The 22,345-nt window shown below is 58.6% G+C and carries 21 protein-coding genes and 1 tRNA gene; 8 read left to right on the top strand and 14 right to left on the bottom strand.

Annotation, left to right across the window (positions count from 1 at the left end; translation table 11 throughout):
• The first annotated feature begins 3 nt into the window (after positions 1 to 3).
• Positions 4 to 79 (top strand) — tRNA-Thr (locus tag TM1040_RS03640).
• Positions 80 to 150: 71 nt separating this feature from the next.
• Here TM1040_RS03640 and TM1040_RS03635 read toward each other — a convergent pair.
• The 5 genes from TM1040_RS03635 to TM1040_RS03615 form a co-directional block, all read right to left on the bottom strand.
• Complete coding sequence (locus TM1040_RS03635) at positions 151 to 597, bottom strand: molybdenum cofactor biosynthesis protein MoaE (RefSeq protein ID WP_011537239.1); 447 nt, start codon at positions 595 to 597, stop codon at positions 151 to 153.
• 4 nt (positions 598 to 601) lie between these two features.
• Complete coding sequence (gene moaD, locus TM1040_RS03630) at positions 602 to 847, bottom strand: molybdopterin converting factor subunit 1 (RefSeq protein WP_011537238.1); 246 nt, start codon at positions 845 to 847, stop codon at positions 602 to 604.
• Positions 847 to 1,518: a CDP-diacylglycerol--glycerol-3-phosphate 3-phosphatidyltransferase gene (pgsA, locus tag TM1040_RS03625; protein ID WP_011537237.1), complete on the bottom strand. Its 672-nt coding sequence runs from the start codon at positions 1,516 to 1,518 to the stop codon at positions 847 to 849. Before pgsA ends, moaD begins: the two co-directional genes overlap by 1 nt.
• Before the next feature lie 185 nt (positions 1,519 to 1,703).
• Positions 1,704 to 2,621: a polyphosphate kinase 2 gene (gene ppk2 / locus TM1040_RS03620; protein WP_011537236.1), complete on the bottom strand. Its 918-nt coding sequence runs from the start codon at positions 2,619 to 2,621 to the stop codon at positions 1,704 to 1,706.
• 206 nt (positions 2,622 to 2,827) lie between these two features.
• Positions 2,828 to 3,289: an Lrp/AsnC family transcriptional regulator gene (locus tag TM1040_RS03615; protein ID WP_011537235.1), complete on the bottom strand. Its 462-nt coding sequence runs from the start codon at positions 3,287 to 3,289 to the stop codon at positions 2,828 to 2,830.
• A gap of 138 nt (positions 3,290 to 3,427) precedes the next feature.
• On the opposite strand from TM1040_RS03615, the gene ald reads away from it, so the two are divergent.
• Both ald and TM1040_RS03605 read left to right on the top strand, forming a co-directional pair.
• Positions 3,428 to 4,552 (top strand): alanine dehydrogenase, encoded by a 1,125-nt coding sequence (gene ald, locus TM1040_RS03610; protein ID WP_011537234.1) that lies wholly within the window; start codon positions 3,428 to 3,430, stop codon positions 4,550 to 4,552.
• A 241-nt stretch (positions 4,553 to 4,793) separates the two neighbouring features.
• Complete coding sequence (locus TM1040_RS03605; RefSeq protein WP_011537233.1) at positions 4,794 to 5,600, top strand: mechanosensitive ion channel family protein; 807 nt, start codon at positions 4,794 to 4,796, stop codon at positions 5,598 to 5,600.
• Positions 5,601 to 5,608: 8 nt separating this feature from the next.
• Here TM1040_RS03605 and TM1040_RS03600 read toward each other — a convergent pair whose 3' ends face one another.
• From TM1040_RS03600 to pheT, 4 genes are all read right to left on the bottom strand, one after another.
• The gene (locus tag TM1040_RS03600; RefSeq protein ID WP_254658809.1) at positions 5,609 to 6,235 is read right to left on the bottom strand and encodes a hypothetical protein; all 627 of its coding nucleotides are present in this window, start codon (positions 6,233 to 6,235) and stop codon (positions 5,609 to 5,611) included.
• 114 nt (positions 6,236 to 6,349) lie between these two features.
• A complete protein-coding gene (locus TM1040_RS03595) occupies positions 6,350 to 6,880 on the bottom strand; it encodes a GNAT family N-acetyltransferase (RefSeq protein ID WP_011537231.1) in 531 nt (176 codons plus the stop codon).
• Positions 6,877 to 7,326 carry a YtoQ family protein gene (locus TM1040_RS03590; protein WP_011537230.1) on the bottom strand — a complete coding sequence of 150 codons (450 nt, stop codon included), beginning with the start codon at positions 7,324 to 7,326 and terminating at the stop codon, positions 6,877 to 6,879. Before TM1040_RS03590 ends, TM1040_RS03595 begins: the two co-directional genes overlap by 4 nt.
• 238 nt (positions 7,327 to 7,564) lie before the next feature.
• On the bottom strand, positions 7,565 to 9,961 hold the full coding sequence (gene pheT / locus TM1040_RS03585; RefSeq protein ID WP_011537229.1) for a phenylalanine--tRNA ligase subunit beta: 2,397 nt from the start codon (positions 9,959 to 9,961) through the stop codon (positions 7,565 to 7,567).
• 218 nt (positions 9,962 to 10,179) lie between these two features.
• Between pheT and TM1040_RS03580 the strand changes: the two genes are divergently transcribed.
• Positions 10,180 to 11,139, top strand: coding sequence for a helix-turn-helix domain-containing protein (locus tag TM1040_RS03580; protein ID WP_011537228.1), 960 nt, complete (start codon positions 10,180 to 10,182; stop codon positions 11,137 to 11,139).
• 147 nt (positions 11,140 to 11,286) lie between these two features.
• Positions 11,287 to 12,807, top strand: a complete 1,521-nt coding sequence (gene adh, locus TM1040_RS03575) for an aldehyde dehydrogenase (protein ID WP_011537227.1) — start codon at positions 11,287 to 11,289, stop codon at positions 12,805 to 12,807.
• 62 nt (positions 12,808 to 12,869) lie between these two features.
• On the opposite strand, the gene TM1040_RS03570 is transcribed toward adh, so the two are convergent.
• The 5 genes from TM1040_RS03570 to TM1040_RS03550 form a co-directional block, all read right to left on the bottom strand.
• The gene (locus TM1040_RS03570) at positions 12,870 to 14,453 is read right to left on the bottom strand and encodes an SDR family oxidoreductase (RefSeq protein WP_011537226.1); all 1,584 of its coding nucleotides are present in this window, start codon (positions 14,451 to 14,453) and stop codon (positions 12,870 to 12,872) included.
• Entirely contained in the window at positions 14,450 to 14,899 is a 450-nt protein-coding gene (locus TM1040_RS03565) for a thiol-disulfide oxidoreductase DCC family protein (protein WP_011537225.1), read from the bottom strand. Before TM1040_RS03565 ends, TM1040_RS03570 begins: the two co-directional genes overlap by 4 nt.
• A gap of 93 nt (positions 14,900 to 14,992) precedes the next feature.
• Positions 14,993 to 17,734 carry a methionine synthase gene (gene metH / locus TM1040_RS03560; protein WP_011537224.1) on the bottom strand — a complete coding sequence of 914 codons (2,742 nt, stop codon included), beginning with the start codon at positions 17,732 to 17,734 and terminating at the stop codon, positions 14,993 to 14,995.
• Positions 17,727 to 18,776, bottom strand: a complete 1,050-nt coding sequence (locus TM1040_RS03555; RefSeq protein ID WP_011537223.1) for a homocysteine S-methyltransferase family protein — start codon at positions 18,774 to 18,776, stop codon at positions 17,727 to 17,729. The genes metH and TM1040_RS03555 overlap by 8 nt, the downstream gene beginning before the upstream one ends.
• Before the next feature lie 268 nt (positions 18,777 to 19,044).
• Entirely contained in the window at positions 19,045 to 20,181 is a 1,137-nt protein-coding gene (locus TM1040_RS03550) for a zinc ABC transporter substrate-binding protein (RefSeq protein ID WP_011537222.1), read from the bottom strand.
• 99 nt (positions 20,182 to 20,280) lie between these two features.
• On the opposite strand from TM1040_RS03550, the gene TM1040_RS03545 reads away from it, so the two are divergent.
• The 3 genes from TM1040_RS03545 to TM1040_RS03535 are packed head-to-tail and all read left to right on the top strand — an operon-like array spanning position 20,281 to position 22,315.
• Positions 20,281 to 20,751: a transcriptional repressor gene (locus TM1040_RS03545; RefSeq protein WP_011537221.1), complete on the top strand. Its 471-nt coding sequence runs from the start codon at positions 20,281 to 20,283 to the stop codon at positions 20,749 to 20,751.
• A gap of 5 nt (positions 20,752 to 20,756) precedes the next feature.
• On the top strand, positions 20,757 to 21,506 hold the full coding sequence (locus tag TM1040_RS03540; RefSeq protein WP_011537220.1) for a metal ABC transporter ATP-binding protein: 750 nt from the start codon (positions 20,757 to 20,759) through the stop codon (positions 21,504 to 21,506).
• Positions 21,503 to 22,315, top strand: coding sequence for a metal ABC transporter permease (locus TM1040_RS03535; RefSeq protein ID WP_011537219.1), 813 nt, complete (start codon positions 21,503 to 21,505; stop codon positions 22,313 to 22,315). Before TM1040_RS03540 ends, TM1040_RS03535 begins: the two co-directional genes overlap by 4 nt.
• The last annotated feature ends 30 nt before the right edge of the window (positions 22,316 to 22,345 follow it).

The raw sequence follows: 22,345 nt of genomic DNA, 5'->3' as shown, positions 1-22,345 counted from the left end.
AGTGCCCCTATAGCTCAGCTGGTAGAGCAACTGATTTGTAATCAGTAGGTCCGCGGTTCGAGTCCGTGTGGGGGCACCATTCTTTTCAAAATTGCCAAACGCGAAGTGAGCCTCAGTTGAGAGGCCCTGCACATTGTATTTTGGAATAAATCACCACCGCGAGAGCGCGGATTCATCGGAGTTCTTGGCCTCGACCCAATCCGCAGAGCCGTCTTCAAGAATTTCTTTCTTCCAAAACGGGGCGCGGGATTTGAGGTAGTCCATCAGATATTCTGCAGCCTCAAAGGCAGCAACACGGTGACGGGCGGCCGTCGCGACCATCATGATCTGATCTCCGGGCGCCAGGCGACCGTGGCGGTGGATTACCAGCGCATCGGTCAGCTCCCAGCGCGTGGCAGCGTCTGACGCGATGTTGGCCAGCGCTTTTTCGGTCATGCCCGGATAATGCTCAATCTCCATCACCGCCATGGCACCACCGTCGGCTTCTCGTACTACGCCGGTGAAAGTGACCACGGCCCCAGCTCCTTTTGCACCTTGTGCAAACGCTTCGGCTTCTGCAGCAAAATCAAACGGCGCCTCCTGCACAACCACCCGCATCGACTCAGCCTCCGGTCATCGGCGGAAAGAACGCCACCTCGCGTACGCCCTCCAGAGGCGCATCAAACTCCGCAAGCTCCTGATCCAGTGCCACGCGCAACGCCGAGAGATCCGCAAAGGCTGCAGCATAACGCTCCTCGCGCGCCTTCAGCTCTTCGACCAGTTCCGCCACCGTCACGGCAGAGGTCTCGACCGTTTCCTTGGGCAAGCCGATGCGCTCGCGCACCCATGCAAAATAGAGAACATCCATCAGCGCGTCTCCTTCAGATATGGCAGAGCCTTTTTCAGATAATCAAACCCGGTGATGAGCGTCAGGGCCGCCGCGATCCAGAGCAGCCACAGGCCGATACGGCCCGACCAAATCATGCCCTCGAAGTAGAACCTGAGCCCCTGCGTGTCCTCGATGACCCCGCTGAGCACATCATTGACCATCTGCGCATCCATGCCAAACCCACCCATGCCGAGGTGGTGCTCAAATATGCCCTGTGAAAATAATGTTGCAATCGCGATCATCTGCGCCGTCGTTTTCCACTTGGCGAGTTTGGTGACTTTGAGAGAGCCTGCCGTGTCGCCCAGATACTCCCTGAGGCCGGACACAAATACCTCTCGAAACAGGATCACGGTGGCGGGTAGAACCAGCCAGGCCGTCCAATGCGAGGTCGAGTATCCCACGAGGATCATGAGCGCGATCACCACCATCGCCTTGTCCGCGATTGGGTCGAGCATAGCGCCCATCTTGGTTTCCTGCTTCCAGCTGCGGGCCAGATAACCGTCGAACCAATCGGTGATCGCCGCCCCCACAAATAAAACCAGCGCAAACCAATCCGCATGAGGGCGACTGAAAAACAGAAACATCACCGCCAGCGCTGGCGCTGCCAGCAGCCGCAGGACCGTGAGGATATTGGGCAAATTCCAGATCATAAGCGCATTCCTACAGTCTGGTTCGACTGTCGGGAAGGGACAATTCGCGCGTGGGATGATCTTCGCCACTTCTGCCGCAAGACGCAGTGCGTGAAACTATGGACCGAGGCCGCCGCAAGGCACCTCGGGCGAGGTCTTCCGCAAGGGCAGTTCTCAGGAGATGACCACCCTGCGCCTGACTCGCCTCAGTAGATCTTTGGCACGTAAAGTTCGTCCGGCAGGACCCTGCGCTCATAGCTCGGATTATACTCTCGATCCGGCAGATTGACCTTTTCACTCGGGACATCGTGATAGGGAATTTTGGTCAGAAGGTGCTCGATGCAGTTCAGGCGTTCGCGCTTTTTGTCGTTGCCTTCGACGATATACCAAGGTGCCTCGTCGATATTGGTGCGAAAAAACATATCCTCTTTGGCCTTGGTGTACTGCTCCCAGCGAATGCGGCTCTCCAGATCCATGGGCGAAAGCTTCCACTGCTTCATCGGGTCATGAATGCGCATCAGGAATCGCAATTGCTGTTCCTCATCGGTGATCGAGAACCAGTATTTCAGCAAGATGATACCAGAGCGCACAAGCATGCGTTCAAATTCCGGAACGTCTTGAAAAAACTGTTCAACCTGATCGTCTGTGGCAAAGCCCATCACGCGCTCGACACCGGCGCGATTGTACCAGGAACGGTCAAAAAGCACGATCTCGCCCGCAGCCGGCAGATGCGGGACATAGCGCTGAAAATACCATTGGCTCTGCTCACGGCGGCTCGGCGCTGGCAAGGCCACCACACGCGCAACTCGCGGATTGAGCCGCTGGGTGATGCGTTTGATCACACCACCCTTGCCAGCACTGTCGCGTCCCTCAAAAAGGATGCAGACTTTGGCGCCGGTATGCTGCACCCAATCCTGCACCTTGATCAGCTCTGCCTGCAGACGCAGCAGGTTACGGAAATAGACTTTGCGATCAAGCATTTCAGGATGCTGGGCGCGATAGATCTTGCGAAGCTCCATGGACAGCATGGGCTCGGCGAATTCGATTTCGAAGTCCTCGTCCAGCGTGTCCTGCAGCTCGGCTTCCAACCACTCGAAAGATGTGTTGTCCTGTTCGCTGCTCACACTGTGTCTCCTTTGAATGATACGGGTTCGCTAATGCATATAGCTGGCATGTGATCCTTTGATGTCAGATGGCGGCGCGAAGGTGCAAATTCAGCCGGTTAGACGAAAAATAGTCAGCCACCCCAATTTGTGCCCGGATCAAAGGCGCACACAAGGGCAACAGCGGATTTTTCACCCTAACATGCGAAAATCGCCTACCTTCCCGCCTAGCCAACCGGAAGTGCGGTCGTTTTGAACACGGTCCGCAGGGCAAAGCTAGATTGCATCTGAGCCACGCCTGGTAGGCGTGTCAAATGCTGGCGGTGGATACGGGCAAAGTCGTCGGTGTTTTCCGCTACCACTTTGAGGATATAGTCAGCTGTACCCGCCATCAAATGGCACTCCAGAACATCGGGAATGCGCGCCACAGCCTTTTCAAAGGCATCAAGCACCTCATCCGCTTGGGTCTGAAGCGTGATCTCCACAAACACCGTTGTCGGCACACCAAGTTTGCGGGCATCGAGCAGCGCGACATAGTTTCGGATATAGCCCTCGCTCTCAAGCCGCTGCACCCGCCGATGACAGGCCGAAGCTGAGAGGTTTACGGTCTCGCTCAGATCACTGTTGGAGATCCGACCTTGTTTCTGTAGCACCGCGAGTATTCGACGATCCACCTGATCCAGAGCCAAATAACTTACCTTTTCTTGCGTGAAATTCGTACTTAGTCGAAGAAACTTCGAAAGTCGAGTTTTCATTGTGCCTACAAAAGCAGCACATTTGAACAAATGCATGTAAGGATCGGGCAAGATGGGAACGGAGGAAACCCAATGAGAATCGGATGCCCAACGGAAATTAAGCCGCAAGAATTTCGCGTCGGCATGACGCCGGACGCCGCGCGCGAGGCTATTGCACATGGACATCAGGTGATGATCCAGAAAGGCGCAGGCCTCGGCGCAGGTTTTCCCGATGAGGATTACCTCGCGGCGGGTGCGGCCATTATCGACACGGCCGAGGAGATTTTTGCCGACGCCGATATGATCGTCAAAGTGAAAGAGCCGCAGGCGGTCGAACGCAAGATGCTGCGGGAGGGACAACTGCTGTTCACCTACCTGCATCTGGCGCCAGATCCCGAACAGACTCATGACCTGCTGGCGTCGGGCTGTACAGCGATTGCCTATGAAACCGTGACGGACGACCGTGGTGGACTGCCGCTCCTTGCACCGATGTCTGAAGTGGCGGGCCGTCTGGCGCCGCAGGTTGGCGCCTACACCCTGCAAAAGGCCAATGGTGGACGCGGCGTGCTGATGGGTGGCGTTCCCGGCGTTGCCCCTGCCAAGGTGGTGGTTGTCGGTGGCGGCGTTGTGGGCACCCATGCGGCCAAGATCGCTGCTGGTATGGGCGCGGATGTGACGGTGCTGGACCGGTCCCTGCCCCGTCTCAAATATCTGGATGATGTCTTTGGCGGCACCTTCAAGAATCGGTATTCCACGGCCGGCGCCACCGCAGAATTGATCCGCGACGCCGATATGGTCATCGGTGCGGTATTGATCCCCGGCGCTGCCGCTCCAAAGCTTGTCTCGCGCGCGGACCTCTCGGACATGAAGCCCGGTGCAGTTCTGGTGGACGTGGCGATCGACCAAGGCGGCTGCTTTGAAACCTCGCGCGCCACGACCCATGCGGATCCGATTTATGAGGTGGACGGCATCATGCATTACTGCGTTGCGAATATGCCCGGCGCTGTCGCGCGCACTTCGACGCAGGCGCTCGGGAACGCCACCCTGCCCTTCTTGCTCGCGCTTGCGGACAAAGGCTGGCGACAGGCCTGCGCAGATGACCCGCACCTGCTGAACGGCCTGAACGTGCATGCTGGCAAGCTGACCTATTACGCGGTGGGCAGGGCGCTTGGTCTTGATGTTCTATCACCGAGCCTTGCCCTGCGAGAGGGTACCTAAAGCCAGAGCGACAGCCACTCAGGTGATGCGACGCCCCCGTGCGCCGCGTCACCGCCAAGACATGCTTTTTAGAGCGTGAAGGACACAAATTCCCCCCCAATTTGCACAAAAAGCCCTCGATTTCCGCATGCTGTCTGGCGCAAATAGGGTATGCATGCTGTCCAACCTTTTGGATCGTGCAGAAATTTTCGCGCACTGAGATGTTTCGCCAGATGCGCACAAGACAAAGGTGGGGACTGATATGGAAGACATTATCGAACAAGCTGGCGCCTATTGGCCGCTCGTCGTCAGCGGTGCAAAAGCGCTGGTGGTGCTGGTGCTTGGTTGGATCGCGGCCGGTATGATTTCCGGCGCGGTACGCAATCGCATCAACAAAACGCCACAAATTGACGAAACTCTCGGCAGTTTCGTGTCAAGCGTCGTACGCTGGGTTCTCTTGGCAATTGTATTGGTCGCAGTGCTCGGCGTCTTTGGCATCGAAGCCACCAGCCTTGTTGCCATGCTTGGCGCTGCGACCCTGGCTATCGGCCTCGCGCTGCAAGGCACGCTGAGCGACCTGGCAGCCGGCTTTATGCTAATCCTGTTTCGCCCCTACAAACTGGGCCAGTTCGTCGATATTGGCGGCACGTCGGGCACGGTGAAGGATCTCAACCTCTTTGTGACCGAACTCGTTACGCCTGACAATGTGCAGATTATCGTCCCCAATGGTCAGGCCTGGGGTGCCATTATCACCAACTACTCGGCCCATGACACTCGCCGCCTCGACATCACCTATGGCATCGACTACGGCGACGACATCGAAAAGGCCAAAGCCATCATCCTGCGTCTTGCCGAAGCAGATGGTCGCGTTCTGACCAGCCCGGAGCCCTGGGTACGTGTCACCAATTTGGGCGATAGCTCTGTCGACATCTCCACACGCCTTTGGTGTGATGCAGGTGACTACTGGGAGCTGAAATGGACGATGATTCAGGGTGTGAAAGAGGCCTTTGACGCCGACGGGATCTCCATTCCTTATCCGCATAGCGTGGAAATCCAGAAACAAGCGTGATCGCGAGATCACTCGTGCGATCCGGCTCCTTGCCTTTGGGCAAGGGGTCCCTGCTCGAAATAGGGGCGCGGCGCCTTGGCCGGAGAAGTTCCCTGCGAGATTTTGGTCTTGGCAACAACCGGCGCCGTGCCAAACTTCAACGTCTGCCCATCATGGGCCTGGAATGCCCAACGGGCGAGCATGAATTGCAGGTTCTTGTGCGCCACCCCATGTGCATCTGTCGTGGTGACGGCCCGCCAGGCCCCCTCGCATTGTACAGGCAGTTGGATGTCATTGACGTCCCGCATCTTTCCACCCTGCAGCAAATCCCTTTGCTGAGCCTGTGCGTACATATAGCGAAGCTGCGTGTAAATCGCTTGGAAATGCGGCCTGCGACGACCGGCGAACACCGCGGTCACCTCTGTTCCCGCGGCATTGAAACCGCGTGCTGTGCAATCGCCACGAGACGTGGTTCCAAAGACCGGAACCAGAGCCAGCCGAACCTGGATGATACCCCCTTTGAACAGGCCACTATCCTCATATTCAGGTGTTACCGGCCCTGATCTTCTGCGATTTATTCGTGGCACGGGCGGCGGCATCAAGTTCATGTATTTGCAAAAGGAATACTGGCCAGTCTTTGGCGGGATCTGGGCCAAGACTATCTCTGTGATTCCTTAAAAAAGGATAGCGCTCCCGCAACTTTGGGCACGGGTTTTGGAAATCATCATGACCGAAACCGCCTTTGGCAAACCTCCGCCCCCGGTGTCTGCTTACCGCGACATCATACGATGCATAATCAAGGTCGGTTTTCCTCTGTAGCTCCCCAGCTGATCGGACGCCTGATAACCGAGACGCTGCGCTACTCTCTGGGAAACATGATGCTCAGGATCAAAGATACAGCAGGTCTTGTCCCAGAGGGTCTCGGTCTCGGCCCAATGATGGATGCAGGCAACCGCCTCGGTTGCAATCCCCTTGCCATGAACCTGCGGCGACAATACCCACCCGGCTTCGGGCACGCCCTCCAGCGAAGGCGTCATGTCACGCCGGAAATTGGCAAAGCCAACATCACCGACATAGGCCCCCGTCTCGCGCAGGATCACAGCCCAAAAGCCATAGCCCAGCATCGACCAGTGGCCGATGTATTTCATCAGCCGGGTCCAACTTTCCTCTGGTGTCGACGGGGTGCCGGAGATGAAGCGGACCACCTCCGGCTCTGCCCACATCTGCGCCACTGCATCAAAGTCACCAAGCTCATGACGACGCAGGATCAGACGATCAGTCTCCAGCACCGGCGCCGTCATCCGGGGAGCTTTCCGGTCAGGACATAAGTCAGGATCTCGACAACCTGACGCGGCTCATCAGCGACCGCAAGCGCCGCTGCATGCACTTCTTTCAGCGCGTGCTGATGATCGGGCTGGCTCAACACGATGATGGATTTTCCAAGCGCCGCCGCATAGCCCGCATCAAAGGCTGCATTCCACTGCTTGTACTTGTCGCCAAATCGAACGACGACGATATCTGCATCCTCGATCCCCTTGCGCGTACGGATCGCGTTCAGCTTGGCCCCTTTGTGATCGTGCCAGAACTTGCTGTCTTCTGCGCCAAGTATCGCCACGCCACAGTCATCTGACGCATCGTGATCCGTGACCGGGCTCGAAAACTGAACATCCAGATCGCGCGCACCCTCAATGATCTGCTCGCGCCAATCGGTGTGAATTTCACCCGAAAGATAAACCGTAAGAGCCATTTTTTCCTCCTGCCTTGCCGCGTGGGGCCTCAATTTGAACCAAGACCTATCCGCTCTTTCACGTAGCGCCAACCCCACCGATCAAAGTCCTAATCCACAACCCCGGTCATTTGGCTCTTGGGCTTCTTCTAACGACAAATATCCCGGGGAGCACGAGGGGCTGGCCCCTCGCACCAAATGAAAAGACGCGCCCCAACAGGGGCGCGCCAAATAAGTTCAGACGACAAGGGTGTTCTGATCAGCCGCGCAATACGCCGCCGGTCGCCTTGGAGACTTTCGCGACGATCTTCTCGCTGACGGCTTCGATGTCTTTTTCGGTGAGTGTCTTGTCAGCGGGCTGCAGTCTCACCGCAATCGCCAGGGACTTCTTACCGTCGCCAAGCGGCCCCCCAATGAATTCATCAAAGACGCGCACATCTTCGATCAGCGTTTTATCCGCGCCTGCCGCTGCGTTCACAACCGTGAGCGCTTCGACCTCTGAATCGAGCACAAAGGCAAAGTCCCGCTCCACCGCCTGTAGATCGCTGATAGCAAGCGCACTGCGGCTTGCACCAGATTTGCGCGGCAAGGGGATCTCATCAGGATAGATCGTAAAGGCGACGGCCGTCCCCTTGATCCCAAGCTCGCTCAGGGTTTTGGGATGCAGTTCGCCAAAGACACCCAGCGTCTTTTTCGGACCAAGACAGATCCGGCCGTGACGACCGGGGTGCCACCAGGCATCCCCGCCGCGCAGGATCTGAACCTTGGCGGGCGCTCCGATGGCTGCGAGGATAGCCTCGGCATCGGCCTTGGCATCGAAAACATCCCAGTTGCGCGAGGCGCCGTGCACGTCCTTGGGGCCGTTGCGGTTCACCAGAAGACCCGAAATCTGGATGCGTTCCTCGCCCGGCTCCCCGCCGGTAAAGGCAGGTCCCACCTCGAACAGGGAGACATCCGCAAAACCACGCGCCTGGTTGCGCGCCGCCGCCTGCAACAAACCCGGCAAGAGGTCGGGGCGCAGATGCGACATCTCCGAGGAAATCGGGTTGGCCAGCATCGTCTCATCTGTTCCACCGCCGAACAGCCCCGCGGCGGCCTTGTCGATGAAGGTATAGCTCACCACTTCATTATAGCCCAGCGACGCCGCCGTGCGACGCGCCATCTGCAGGCGCCGCTGCTGCGGTGTCATCACGGGCGCGGGGATGCCAGCGGTCAGGCGCGGCAAGGGTTTACCTTCCAGCTTGGTGAGCGACGCAATCCGCGCCACTTCCTCGACCAGATCGGCCTCTCCCTGTACATCCGGACGCCAGCTCGGCACATGGGCCATATTGCCCTCGAGACGGAAACCAAGGCGTGTCAGCGTCTGGCGCTGCTCGCTCTCGGGAATGTCCATTCCCACCAGCGATTGCACCCGCTCTGCGTTCAAGCGATAGGACCGCGCGTGATCCGGCACATCCCCTGCGGAAACCACATCAGAAGCCTCCCCACCGCAAAGATCCAGGATCATCTGGGTTGCGCGCTCAAGGCCCTCGAAAGTGTACTCGGGATCAACCCCGCGCTCAAAGCGGTAGCGCGCGTCGGAGTTGATCTTGAGCGCGCGCCCGGTGGTCGCGATTTGCACATGATCCCAGAACGCGCTTTCGAGGAAAACATCAACCGTCTCATCGGTGCAGCCAGTCTCTTCACCGCCCATGATGCCCGCAATGCTCTCGGGACCATTGTCATCGGAGATGACCATCTGGCCTGCCTGCATCTTGTAGGTCTTTTCATCCAGCGCCAGCAGCTCTTCACCGCCTGTCGCGCGATGAACACGCAGGTTCCCGGATACTTTGGCAGCATCGAACACATGCAGAGGACGGTTCTGATCAAAGGTGAAAAAGTTGGTGATATCCACCAGAGCAGAAATTGGACGCAGGCCAATCGCGGTCAAACGATCCTGAAGCCATTTTGGTGAGGGGCCGTTTTTGACACCGCGGATCACACGACCGGTGAACAGCGGGCAGCCGTCCAAGGTGTCCTCGTCAATCGTAACCTTGATGGGGCTCTCGAACTGACCTTCCACCGGTTTGTAGTCACTGGCCTTCAGCGTCCCGAGACCGCGTGCCGCAAGGTCACGGGCGATTCCATAAACGCCAAGCGCGTCAGGGCGGTTCGGGGTGATCGCGATCTCGATCATCGGATCGACCTTCGCTGGATCATTCGCTGCAAGCCAGTCCACCAGCTTGTCGCCGACCTCGCCCGAAGGGAGCTCAACGATACCGTCATGGTCTTCGCCGAGCGTCAGTTCTTTCCACGAAGCCATCATGCCGTGGCTCTCGACACCACGGATCTTGCCCACTGAAAGCGTGAAATCCAGACCAGGAACGTAGTCGCCGGGTTTGCAGAGCACCACGGTTATGCCCTCGCGTGCATTGGGCGCACCACAGACGATCTGCTTTTCGCCCTCGTCGGTCATTACGCGACAAACGCGCAGTCTGTCGGCATCCGGGTGTTGCTCCGCACCGACCACCTTGGCCAGGGTGAAGGCGCCCAGTTTGTCAGCCGGGTTCACGACCTCCTCGACCTCCAGCCCAAGGTCAGTCAGGGTCTCGGTGATCTCTTCGACGCTTGCATCAGTGTCGAGGTGTTCCTTGAGCCAGGAGAGTGTGAATTTCATCGGTCAGCGCCCTTTGGCAAAGTCATCAGGTTTGCCAAAGGCAATGGCAAAGAATGCCTCCGGGTTCAAGCCTTGCTGCATAAAGGTCAGACCACTTCGCGCTGTCTGCGGCCTGAAAAACGCCCCTCGACCGCCAAGGCGCATGCCGACCTGCAAAAAACGCAGTCTTCCCAGAACCCGCACGCCTCGCTATCGTCGGATGTTGAGGGTGGCGAAACATGAGTTCTCTGACGCGGCACATCGAACATGTACTAAAAACCGCGACCCATCCGGGCGCGGCCGCGCGCTCGCGCCTGGCAGCTTCATGGCGCCGGTCGCTCAACCATCACGGGCTTGATCCGGGACAGCGCCGGGACGTGCAGCGCATCTGCGCCCGCTCCCTTGCCGAGCGGATGGAACAGGCCGATTGCATGCGCCGCATCGCGCTGCCCAAGATCGATGCCCTGTTTCAGCTGGTTGGCGGATCTGGTTGTGGTGTTCTGCTCACCGATTGCGATGGGGTTGTGCTCGACCTGCGCGCAAGCGATGGCGATACCGACACTTTCAACGCATGGGGTCTGGCGCCGGGCGCGGATTGGTCCGAGGCCTCCGAAGGCACGAACGGGATCGGCACATGCATTGCTGAGGCGCGACAGGTGATCATCCACCGCGAAGAACATTTCCACGCTCGCAACACTGCCATGAGCTGCATGGACGCGCCAATTTTTGGGGCTGATGGACGCCTGATTGGCGCGTTGGATGTCTCTTCGGCGCGGGCGGATCAGACCGCGTCTTTCAACCAGCTGATTGCCGCCAGTGTCGCTCAGACGGCACGTCAGATCGAAGCCGATGTGTTTCGTGCCGCTTTTCCGGAAGCGCGTATCATCACCGCAGAAGCGGGCACTGCGGAGGCGGCTATACTCTTGGCGGTGGACGGAGATGACATTGTGCGAGGCGCCACACGGGCCGCACGAAAGGTCTTCAATCTGTCCCAAACCGGCCCCATAAGTCCTCGTCCTGCGTCAGATCTGCTTGGGTCCGACGACGATTCGAATGGGTTCGACGGGGCGGAACGGGCAGCGGTGAACCGCGCCCTGTCTCGCACCAACGGAAATGTATCAGAGGCGGCACGCCTGCTTGGCATTGGCCGGGCCACGCTCTATCGCCGGATGAAACGTCTCGGCATGCGTGGCGAATGAAATCTACTCACTCCTCCCCAAACCTGTCTCAGAGCTGAGACAGATGCGCCGGAACTCCGCACTTGGGGAGATGACGCGAAACCATAGCTTCGTCAGCCTTCCTTGGAACGCCCGGTGGAGGACCGGGCGCCAAGAGGAGGACTATTCATGAATGAAATGACGCAGGTTGCGGGCGAATATACGTCGCCCTTCAAGGCGCGCTATGACAATTTCATTGGCGGTAAATTCGTCGCCCCGGTCAAAGGGCAGTATTTCGACAACATTACCCCGATCACTGGCGCCAAGGTCTGTGAGGTCGCCCGCTCCAGCGCCGAGGACGTGGAGCTTGCGCTCGATGCCGCTCACGCGGCCAAGGACAGCTGGGGCAAGACCTCTCCTGCGGAACGCGCGAATACCTTGTTGAAAATCGCGGACCGCATCGAGGAAAACCTCGAGCTGATCGCCACGGCGGAAACATGGGACAATGGCAAACCGATCCGAGAGACCATGGCAGCCGATATCCCCCTGTCTGTCGATCACTTTCGCTATTTCGCGGGTGTTCTGCGTGCCCAAGAGGGCAGCATGTCCGAAATCGATCACGACACGGTCGCCTACCACTTCCACGAGCCGTTGGGCGTAGTGGGGCAGATCATCCCGTGGAACTTCTCGGTTCTGATGGCCGCCTGGAAGCTGGCCCCCGCGCTGGCGGCCGGCAACTGCATCGTACTGAAGCCCGCCGAGCAGACCCCGGCGGCGATCCATGTGCTGATCGAAGTGATCGCGGATCTTTTGCCTGCGGGAGTTCTGAACATCGTGAATGGCATGGGGCCAGAGGTGGGCGGCCCGCTTGCCGAGTCCGATCGGATCGCCAAGATCGCCTTTACCGGCTCGACCGAGACCGGGCGGATCATCATGAAGGCAGCGACCAAGAACCTGATCCCGGTCACGCTCGAACTTGGGGGAAAATCGCCAAATATCTTCTTTTCGGATGTGATGGCGCAGGATGACGCGTTTCTCGACAAGGCGGTCGAGGGCTTTGTTCTATTTGCCTTCAACCAGGGCGAGGTCTGCACCTGCCCCTCGCGAGCGCTGATCCAGGAAGACATCTACGAAGAATTCATCGAACGCTGCATCGCGCGCGTCAAAGCGATCAAGCAAGGCGATCCGCGCGACATTGAAACCATGGTCGGGGCGCAGGCGAGCCAGGAACAACAGGAAAAAATCATGTCCTACCTGACCATCGGCGTCGAAGAAGGCGCTGAGGTACTTGTCGGTGGCGATGCCGCCCGGTTCAACGGGGACATTGCCAACGGGTTCTATGTTCAGCCAACCATCCTAAAGGGCCACAACAAGATGCGCGTGTTCCAAGAGGAAATCTTTGGCCCTGTCGTGTCGGTGACCACCTTCAAAGACGAAGAAGAGGCCCTCGCGATTGCAAATGACACCATGTATGGCCTCGGCGCCGGCGTCTGGACCCGTGACGGAACCCGCGCGTATCGCTTTGGGCGCAATATCGAGGCAGGCCGCGTCTGGGTGAACAACTACCACGCATATCCGGCGCACGCGGCCTTTGGCGGGTATAAACAATCCGGGATTGGGCGCGAAACCCACAAGATGATGCTCGACCATTATCAGCAGACCAAGAACATGCTGGTGAGCTACAACCCCAACAAACTCGGGTTCTTCTGATCTGAGACAAAGCTGGCTAGCCGCGCGTTCCGCGGCTGGCCTTTTGGTCAGGTTTTCGCACGCTAGGCGGGGGCGAGCTGGCCCTGATAGTGCACCAGCAGATCTCCAGTAAGCGGCGTCAGAAGCTTCACATCGAAACAGAAGCCTCCATCCCGCTCATGCTCTCGCGCAATCGACACGGGCAAGAGCCAACGGGGCAACGGCAGAGGGCCCAATCGAGCCGAGCGGACAGGGAAATGCAGCGCGCCCTCTGAAACCCTAAGCCCGAGAAGAAACGTGAACGGCCCAAACCGCTCCGTCATTCCCGCAGGTGTTCTGGTCAGAACGGAATGAAACAGCCGACCCCCAAACCGGCGTTGCCAATGCTCACTGTCGCCGCTGACTGTTTTTACGACCTCAACATCGATATGCGCCGCCTGGGCCGGAAATCCAAACACCCAACCAAGAAAACGACTCCAGAGGCTGCGACCCCGACGCACACTCGCCTGCCCCTGCCAGCGGCTCAGGTCCGAGGTCTGATGAGTTGCGCGCACGACTTCGGGCAGGTCGTCAAATGACGCGCCCAAAACCCGCGGAAAGATGGCTTGCACAGGCTCCGAGACCACTTCGGTCGTGACTGAGAGATCGCCCATTGCGCCCTCCGCCTCAGCGAGCGAAATCACCTCCAGCGCGGGTTGCGCCCCAACCGGAAACTCACCGCGACGCAGCAAAGCGCGTATCGCACTCGCGGGAACATAAGGCCCATCTCCCCCCTCGGCGAGCATACGCCAAAAACGCCGCTCGCCATTGGTGATAACCATGACAGACATGCCGCCGCGCCCACTCCCGAACGGAGCCAGAAGATCGGCTCCCAGTTTAAAGATCCCCAGAACAAAACCGTTGATAGGCACAGGAACCAATCTGCGCAGATACGCAAATGCGGCCAAGCCATAGCGCATGACCGCAAGTTCGAGCCCGGCCCGGAACGCCACACTGTCCGCCCCAAAATGATCGGGAAAGAGCCTTTGATCCGGCACCTCGATCTGCCACGCTTGGCGTTGCAAGCCTTGGGGCAAATCATAGCTCTTTGGCTGCGACCAACCCGACACCGTCTCCCATGCACCGCCGCGCCAGACCCGCATGGGACGACCGGCCTGCATCAAAATAGAGCGCATGACCGCAAGGCCACGCGGGCTGCGATTGCCCGGCAAAATCGCGCTTTCGATGACCTCTGGTCGCGCACCCGCAGACAATGCTCTGACAGCCGCACTAGAAAGTGCGGGCACTGTCGATAGACCTGAAATCGCCGCGCGCCCGGCCGCACGCGCCTCTGCGTCCAAACTGCGAATGCCCGCGCAAAAAGCCGCGTTGTCAGATAGATCGAGATAGTGTTGCCCTGCCTTCAACGCGGCACGGGCCAGTCGGTAGGGGTCTTTGCCTTCGGTGGAAAACGGCCCCGCAGCATCTACCACCACATCAAAGCCTGCAATGCCGGTCAGGTCGCCCTGCCGATCAAGGCGCAGCGCAGCGCATCCCAGCTTGGAGGCCAGCCGCTGCGCGCGCCTAAAATTGCGCGCCGCAAGGGTCAGATCATGTCCGTCTCGAACTAAAAGCTCGGCCAGGCGCGCGCCAAAAACGCCAGTGCCACCGACTATCAAAACCCTCACTCAATCAACCTCTTGCGAAACTCCGGGTCAGGCAAGGCACAGATGTCACCCTTGCCAAAGAGCATGTAGCGGTTGCGCGCCAAACGTCGATAGAGCCAATTGCGAACGGGGCGAGGCAAAAGGCGAAGCGCAACAACCAGATGCCCCCAACCACCAAAACTGCGACCGGCATGGATCATGCCTTCAAAATCCATATAGGCCTGCCCCGCATCGAGATAGAGCCAGCTGGTCGGATCTTCTGCACATAACCCATAATGTTTCAAAAGGGCGCGCCCCAAGGGAGACTGGACAGGACAGATACGCACGCGCCCACTTCGATCTAGACGGTGAATCATGCGGGCACCCCAGCTACAGAGCGCACACTCCCCATCCATCACGGCAATCGGCGTGTTGTCGCTAAATAGCGGCACGTTGGAGTCGTCGCGATAGCTATATGGAGGTCTCATAACACCTAAAACATCGCAACCATGTCCAGAGAAGACAACCACCGTTACAAGGGCAATCCTGCGACGGATTGCCCCCTAAGACGGGTCGCGACGTTACTGCGCTGCGATTTCGTCTTGATCTCCCGTGCGACCACCCGGGTGATAATTCAAGATCGGCATCAGCCAGCGCTCTGCCTCATCTTGAGAGAGCCCTTTGCGCTTGGCGTAATCCGCGACCTGATCCTGTTCGACCTTGGCGACGCCGAAATAATAGGCCTCCGGATGACCGATATAGATGCCGGAAACCGAGGATCCTGGCCACATCGCCATGCTTTCGGTCAAGGTCACACCCGTGGCCACTTCTGCATCGAGGAGTTCGAAGAGGGTGAGCTTTTCGGTATGATCGGGCTGCGCCGGGTAGCCTGGGGCGGGACGAATGCCACGATAGGGCTCTCCGATCAGCTCCTCAGGGGCAAAAGCCTCTGTCGGAGCATAGCCCCAATAGTCCCGGCGCACCCGCTCATGCAGCATCTCGGCCATGGCCTCGGCGTAGCGATCCGCAAGCGCCTTCACCATGATCGCGCTATAATCATCGCCAGCCTTTTCAAAGCGTTCGGCGATCTCGACCTCTTCTGGGCCTGTGGTCACGACAAACCCTCCAACCCAGTCAGCCACGCCTTCGGGAGCAACGAAATCCGCCAATGCGAGATTTGGGCTGCTCTTGCGCTTGGAGGTCTGCTGGCGCAGCGTGAAGAACGTGGCCAGCTCCTCTTCCCGTGTGTCATCCTTAAAGAGGCGAATATCATCGCCTTTACGATTTGCAGGCCAAAACCCCACTACTGCGCGCGGTTTGAACCACTGTTCCGTGATGATCCGGTCGAGCATCGCCCGCGCATCCTTGAACAACGCGCGCGCAGCCTCGCCGTATTTTTCATGCTCCAGAATCCGGGGGTAAACGCCTTTCAACTCCCATGTCTGAAAGAAGGGCGTCCAGTCTATATACTGCGCGATTTCCGCGAGATCCCAGTCGTCGACCACTCGGGCGCCAGTGAATTCGGGCGCTTTGACCTGATAGCCGCTCCAGTCGATCTGCATCGCATTTTCCCGCGCCGCCGTCAGTGGCAAACGGGTTTTGGCGCGCTCGGCACGTTCGTGGCGCTCGGCAACTTCTTTATATTCCCTCTGGATATCAGCGACATAGCTGTCCCGCTGGGTGTCGTTCAGAAGTGAAGAGACCACCCCGACAGCACGGCTTGCATCGGTGACATAGATCGCCTGGTTGCGCTCATATTGAGGGGCGATTTTCACCGCCGTATGCACCTTGGAAGTGGTCGCCCCCCCGATCAGTAGCGGAATGTCAAAGCCCTCACGCTCCAGTTCAGAGGCAAGATGCACCATCTCGTCGAGCGAGGGCGTAATGAGACCAGAAAGGCCAATCACATCGACATTATGCACCCGCGCTTCCTCGAGGATCTTTTGTGGCGGCACCATCACCCCAAGATCGATGATCTCGAAGTTGTTACAGGCCAAAACCACACCAACGATATTCTTGCCGATGTCGTGTACGTCACCTTTGACCGTTGCCATCAGGACAGTGCCCGCGGTGTCCTTGCCACCACCACCGTTTTGACGTTTTTCTTCTTCCATATACGGAAGAAGTACGGCCACGGCCTGTTTCATGACGCGGGCGGATTTGACCACTTGCGGCAGAAACATCTTACCCGCCCCAAAGAGATCGCCCACCACGTTCATCCCGTCCATAAGCGGGCCTTCGATTACATGAAGAGGGCGCTCAGCCGCTTGGCGGGCCTCTTCAGTGTCTTCCTCGACGAATTCCGTGATCCCGTTGACCAGAGCATGTTCAAGCCGCTTTTCGACCGGCCATTGGCGCCATGTCAGGTCACGTTTCTTCTCTTCCCGTGTGCCACCCTTAAAGCGCTCTGCAATATCCAGAAGGTTCTCGGTCGCGGAGCCGCCGGCTTTGGGGGTGCGGTTCAGAACAACATCTTCGCAGGCCTCCCGCAGTTCCGGGTCGATCTGATCATAGACCGCCAGTTGGCCTGCGTTGACGATCCCCATATCCATGCCAACCTTGATGGCGTGATAAAGGAACACCGCATGCATCGCTTCGCGTACTGGCTCGTTCCCGCGGAAACTGAACGACAGGTTCGACACCCCGCCCGAGACATGACAGTGCGGCAGATTTTCCCTGATCCACCGCGTCGCCTCGATAAAATCGACGCCATAATTGTCATGTTCCTCAATCCCGGTTGCCACCGCAAACACATTGGGATCAAAGATGATGTCTTCGGGTGGGAAACCCACCTGCTCGGTGAGGATCTTGTAGGCGCGCGCGCAGATCTCGATCTTGCGCTCGAAACTGTCGGCCTGCCCCTGCTCGTCAAAGGCCATCACCACCACGGCCGCGCCATACGCAAGGCAGAGGCTTGCCTGATGCAGGAAACTCTCCTCGCCTTCCTTGAGCGAGATGGAGTTCACGATCGGTTTGCCCTGCACACATTGCAGACCTGCTTCGATCACCTCCCATTTCGAGCTGTCGATCATGATCGGCACCCGCGCGATGTCGGGTTCAGCGGCCACGAGGTTCAGAAAGTCGATCATCGCCTGCTTGGAGTCGATAAGACCCTCATCCATGTTGATGTCGATAATCTGGGCGCCGTTTTCGACCTGGTCGCGGGCAACGTCCAGTGCGGTGGCATAGTCGCGATTGGTGATCAGCTTCCGAAACCTGGCAGATCCGGTGACATTGGTCCGCTCCCCTACGTTCACAAAGGGAATGTCCTTGGTAAGCACAAAGGGCTCGAGGCCGGAGAGACGCAGCAGTGGTTCAGACATTTGCAGCCTCCCGGATGCGACGTGGAGCGTAGGGTGCGACTTGTTCCGCAATAGCGCGGATGTGCTCCGGCGTAGTGCCGCAACAGCCGCCAACCACGTTTACCAGCCCCTCCTTGGCAAAGATCTCTACCTTTGCGGCAGTGTCTTCTGGCTCTTCGTCGTATTGACCAAAGGCATTTGGCAGTCCCGCGTTTGGATAGGCACAGACCAGAGTATCGGCGACACCGGCCAACTCGGTCAGGTGCGGGCGCATGGCATCCGCGCCAAGGGCACAATTAAGCCCAACGGTGAAGGGGCGCGCATGGCGAACAGAGTGCCAGAACGCCGTCGGAGTCTGCCCTGAGAGCGTGCGACCAGAAGCATCTGTGATGGTTCCGGAAATCATGATCGGCAAGCGCTCACCATGTTCTGCAAAGGCCTCAAAACAGGCGAATACCGCCGCTTTGGCGTTGAGCGTGTCAAAGATTGTCTCAATCAGGATCAGATCAGCGCCACCGGCGATCAAACCTCGAATCTGCTGACCATAGGCCACCCGCAAATCATCAAAGGTGACCGCCCGGTAGCCCGGATCATTCACATCAGGACTGATCGACGCCGTCCGGTTGGTGGGCCCGACCGCGCCGGCCACCCAGCGTTGTTTGCCATCTTCGGCCGTTGCACGATCCATCGCACGGCGCGCCACCCGCGCGCCCTCGGCGTTGAGATCATGCACCGCATCCTCAAGTGCGTAATCGGCCTGAGCGATCGTGGTGGAGGAAAACGTATTGGTTTCGACGATGTCGGCCCCAGCCATCGCAAAGTCATAGTGGATCTGCTCAACCGCCTCGGGTTGGGTCAATATCAAGAGATCATTGTTACCCTGCTGCGGATGGTTGGAGTGAAACGCACAGGAATGTCCCCCGTGGCCGCGAAAGGCTTCTTCGTCGAGGCCCAGCTTTTGTATCTGTGTCCCCATCGCTCCATCGAGGATCAAGATACGCTCTTGGGCTGTTTTGCTTAGGGCTTCGAAGGCTTTTGATTTGGGAAGGTTAAAGTTTTGCATCTATCCGCTCGCAGAGTTTCGGATACTCATAAAGACCAAGTAAGCTGCTAGCAAATTCATCTTTTGGCTAATGATTATGAGCTTGCCTCACATTAAAGCCAATAGACGCGAAAAATGCGACATGCAGGCTTCCTCAGAAAGTGGCAGCTGCGACAGAAAAAGGGGCCGCGAAACCGCGACCCCTCTTTGACTTTATTCTCTTCGGAAATCGCGCAATCGCGACGCCCTCGGCGCAAGCCCGTATCACCCAAGTCGATCAATGCACATCTCAGTGCGTCAGGCACGTTTTGAAGCCTGCAGAAATCTCGGACAGCAGATCTGTATAGAACGACGGCCCAGTTGCGATTTCGGTCCCCAGCGGGTCGATCACAACGGCCTTAATGTCGAGCCCATCAGCGACGGTGTCTACAAGACCTGCATTGAATTGCGGCTCAGAGAACACACAGGAGACCTCTTGACCAGCAACCGCATCGCGCATTTCTGCGATCCGCGCGACGCTCGGGTCGGAAGCATCTCCAAGAGCAATTGCACCGAGAGCACGAAGCCCGAAGCTTTGCTCAAAGTACTGATATGCATCGTGGAATACCACGAACTGCCCATGGGCTTCGCCGAGATCTGCCTTTGTGGCAGCAACAATTGCGTCGATTTCGGCTTGGCCCGCACGCGCGTTGTTCTGATAGGTGTCCGCATTCGCCGGATCGATCTCGGACAGCTCATCGGCAACCAAGGCCAGCCACTGCTTGCCGTTTTCAGGTGCCAGCCAGGCATGCGGATCAACCCCGTCGTGAGCGTGATCGTCATGACCATGACCATGGTCATCGTGAGCGGTCTCATGCGAGTCGTGATCGTGGGCGTCATGCGCATCCTCATCGTGACCATGCGCGTCTTGATCATGTGCATGGTCGTCATGGTCGTGTGCACCGTGATCATCATGGCCCTTGTGGTCATCATGATCGTGCTCTTCGTGCCCGTGACCGTCGTGAGCATGATCTTCGTGGGCATCGTGGTCGTGATCATCGTGGCCATGGTCATCGTGGTCAGCCCCACCAAAAACCACCCCCTCGCGGAACTCAAGCCGCATCGTCTGCGGTGCCGCGAGTAGGGACACCACATGCGCATCCCCTGCGAGCTCTTTGAGCGAGCCGAGCAGCCACGGCGATAATTCGTCACCGATCCAGAACACCGCATCCGCAGAAGTCAACGCGCGGGCATCCGATGGCTTCAGGCTATGCCCATGGGGGGACGCTCCGGGCGGAACCAGAACATCTGGCGCGCCGACGCCATCCATGACCCGAGCGACCAGACCCTGCACGGGTGCAATGTCGGTCACGACACGCGGGGTCTCTGCAAGGGCAGGAACAACAGATAGGCTGAGAAAGAGCGCGGACAAAACTGTTCTGGGCACGACGGGCCTCCAGCTGGTGTTATATCATAACGTTATTGCGACTTGATAAACCGCATGTTGTAACATATCAATCCCAAATTCACGCCTGAAGGAGGCCCCATGGACAGTGTCGGCTTTACCTCCCACGACCATACCCGCTGTATCTCGGGTGGGCTGGAGTCCATTGAAACCTTCTGCAAAGACAACCGCTTGCAGCTCACGCCCGTGCGCAGACGCGTGTTGGAAATTCTCCTCCAGCAGCATCGCGCCCTCGGCGCCTATGAAATTCTGGACTACTTGCGCGACGAAGGACTCGGCTCCCAGCCTCCTGTCGCCTATCGCGCGCTTGATTTCCTCGTGAAGCACGGATTCGTGCATAAGATTGAGCGCCTGAATGCCTTTATCGCCTGTGTCCACCCGGGCGAGACCCATACGCCTGTTTTCATGATCTGCAGATCCTGCGACAGCGTCGCCGAAGCGCAGCGCGAACCGATGCAGGGGCAGCTTGGAGATGCGGCACGCGCCGCCGGGTTTACCATCGAGCGCGCCGTGGTAGAGGCCGAGGGCCTTTGCCCCAAATGCCAGGAATAGCCCATATGCGCCTTGTCTCGCTCCGGAACGCGACCATCCGCCACAGTGGAACGCCGGCACTGGAAAACGTCGATTTTCACATTGACCGCGGCGAGATCGTCACGATCCTTGGGCCAAACGGATCCGGCAAATCAACGCTGTTGCGATCCATCATTGGCGCCCTCCCCCTCAGTTCCGGGACGGTCGAACGCGCGCAGGATCTGCGGATCGGTTATGTGCCACAAAAGCTCCACATCGACCCCACACTCCCGCTCACGGTTGAGCGGTTCTTGAGCCTTCCGGTTCGCATCAGCAAGACCGAGACGGAGAATGCCCTGGCCGAGGCGGGGGTGCCGGGTTTGCGCAAACGGCAGATGACCGGGCTGTCGGGCGGGCAGATGCAGCGGGTGCTGCTGGCACGCGCATTGTTGTCCAAGCCGGACCTTCTGATCCTGGACGAAGCAACGCAGGGTCTCGACCAACCCGGATCCGCAGCCTTCTATCAGAAGATTGCCTCTGTGCGCAGCCAGATCGGCTGCGCAGTGTTAATGGTGAGCCATGAGCTTCATGTGGTAATGGCGGCCTCGGATCGGGTGATCTGCCTCAATGGGCACGTCTGTTGCGAAGGCGCACCTGCCCAGGTGGCTAGCGCACCGGAATATCAGGCCCTGTTTGGCAGCGGCACGCATGGGGCACTGGCCCTTTATCGGCACGAGCATGATCACAGCCATGATTGCGATCATGACCATGCAAAAGACGAGCATGAGCACGCATGATCTTTCTGGACGACTTCATAATTCGCGCAGCGCTTGCCGGGATTGGAGTGGCCTTTGCCGCCGCCCCTCTTGGCTGTTTTGTCGTGTGGCGCCGGATGGCCTACTTTGGCGACGCCACCGCACATGCATCGATCCTCGGCGTTGCGCTGGCGCTGACATTCGATGTGTCGATTTTCAGTGGCGTGCTTGTAACAGCGCTGCTGATGGCCAGCACCATTTCAACGCTAAGTGGGCGTGGATATGCAATGGATACGCTCCTGGGAGTGATGGCCCACAGCGCTCTGGCACTGGGGTTGGTTGCTGTGTCCTTCTTGCAAGGAGTGCGCGTCGACCTCATGGCCTATCTTTTTGGCGATATTCTGGCCGTATCCCGCGGGGACCTCGCGGTGATCTGGTCGGGTGCCGCCATGGTGCTCGGGCTCATGTGGTGGCGCTGGTCCTCGCTGTTGATCGCGACCCTGAACCCCGAACTTGCGCAGGCCTCTGGCGTCAACCCGAGGCGCGAGCAACTTGTGCTCACGCTTGCGCTTGCCCTTGTCGTGGCCGTCGCGATCAAGGTGGTCGGTGTCTTGTTGATTGCGGCGATGTTGCTGATACCAGCCGCAACAGCCCGGGCCTTTTCCTCCACGCCGGAGCGGATGGCGGTTTTGGCGATCTGCATCGGCTGCGCCTCTGTCGTGGGAGGCATCTACGTTTCTTTTGGCGCGGACACACCTACAGGCCCCACCATCGTCAGCACCGGAACCGCGCTCTTTGCTGCCGCCAGCATTGTGGCCCTGATCGGAAGAAGCTTGCGCCGCCAAGGATGAGCGGCGCAGCGTCTTGCGAGGCTGCGCGCT

The organism is Ruegeria sp. TM1040 (assembly GCF_000014065.1).
Classification (GTDB): Bacteria; Pseudomonadota; Alphaproteobacteria; order Rhodobacterales; family Rhodobacteraceae; genus Epibacterium.
Note: the sequence above shows the minus strand (reverse complement) of the source record. Positions and strands in the feature narration are given on the sequence as shown.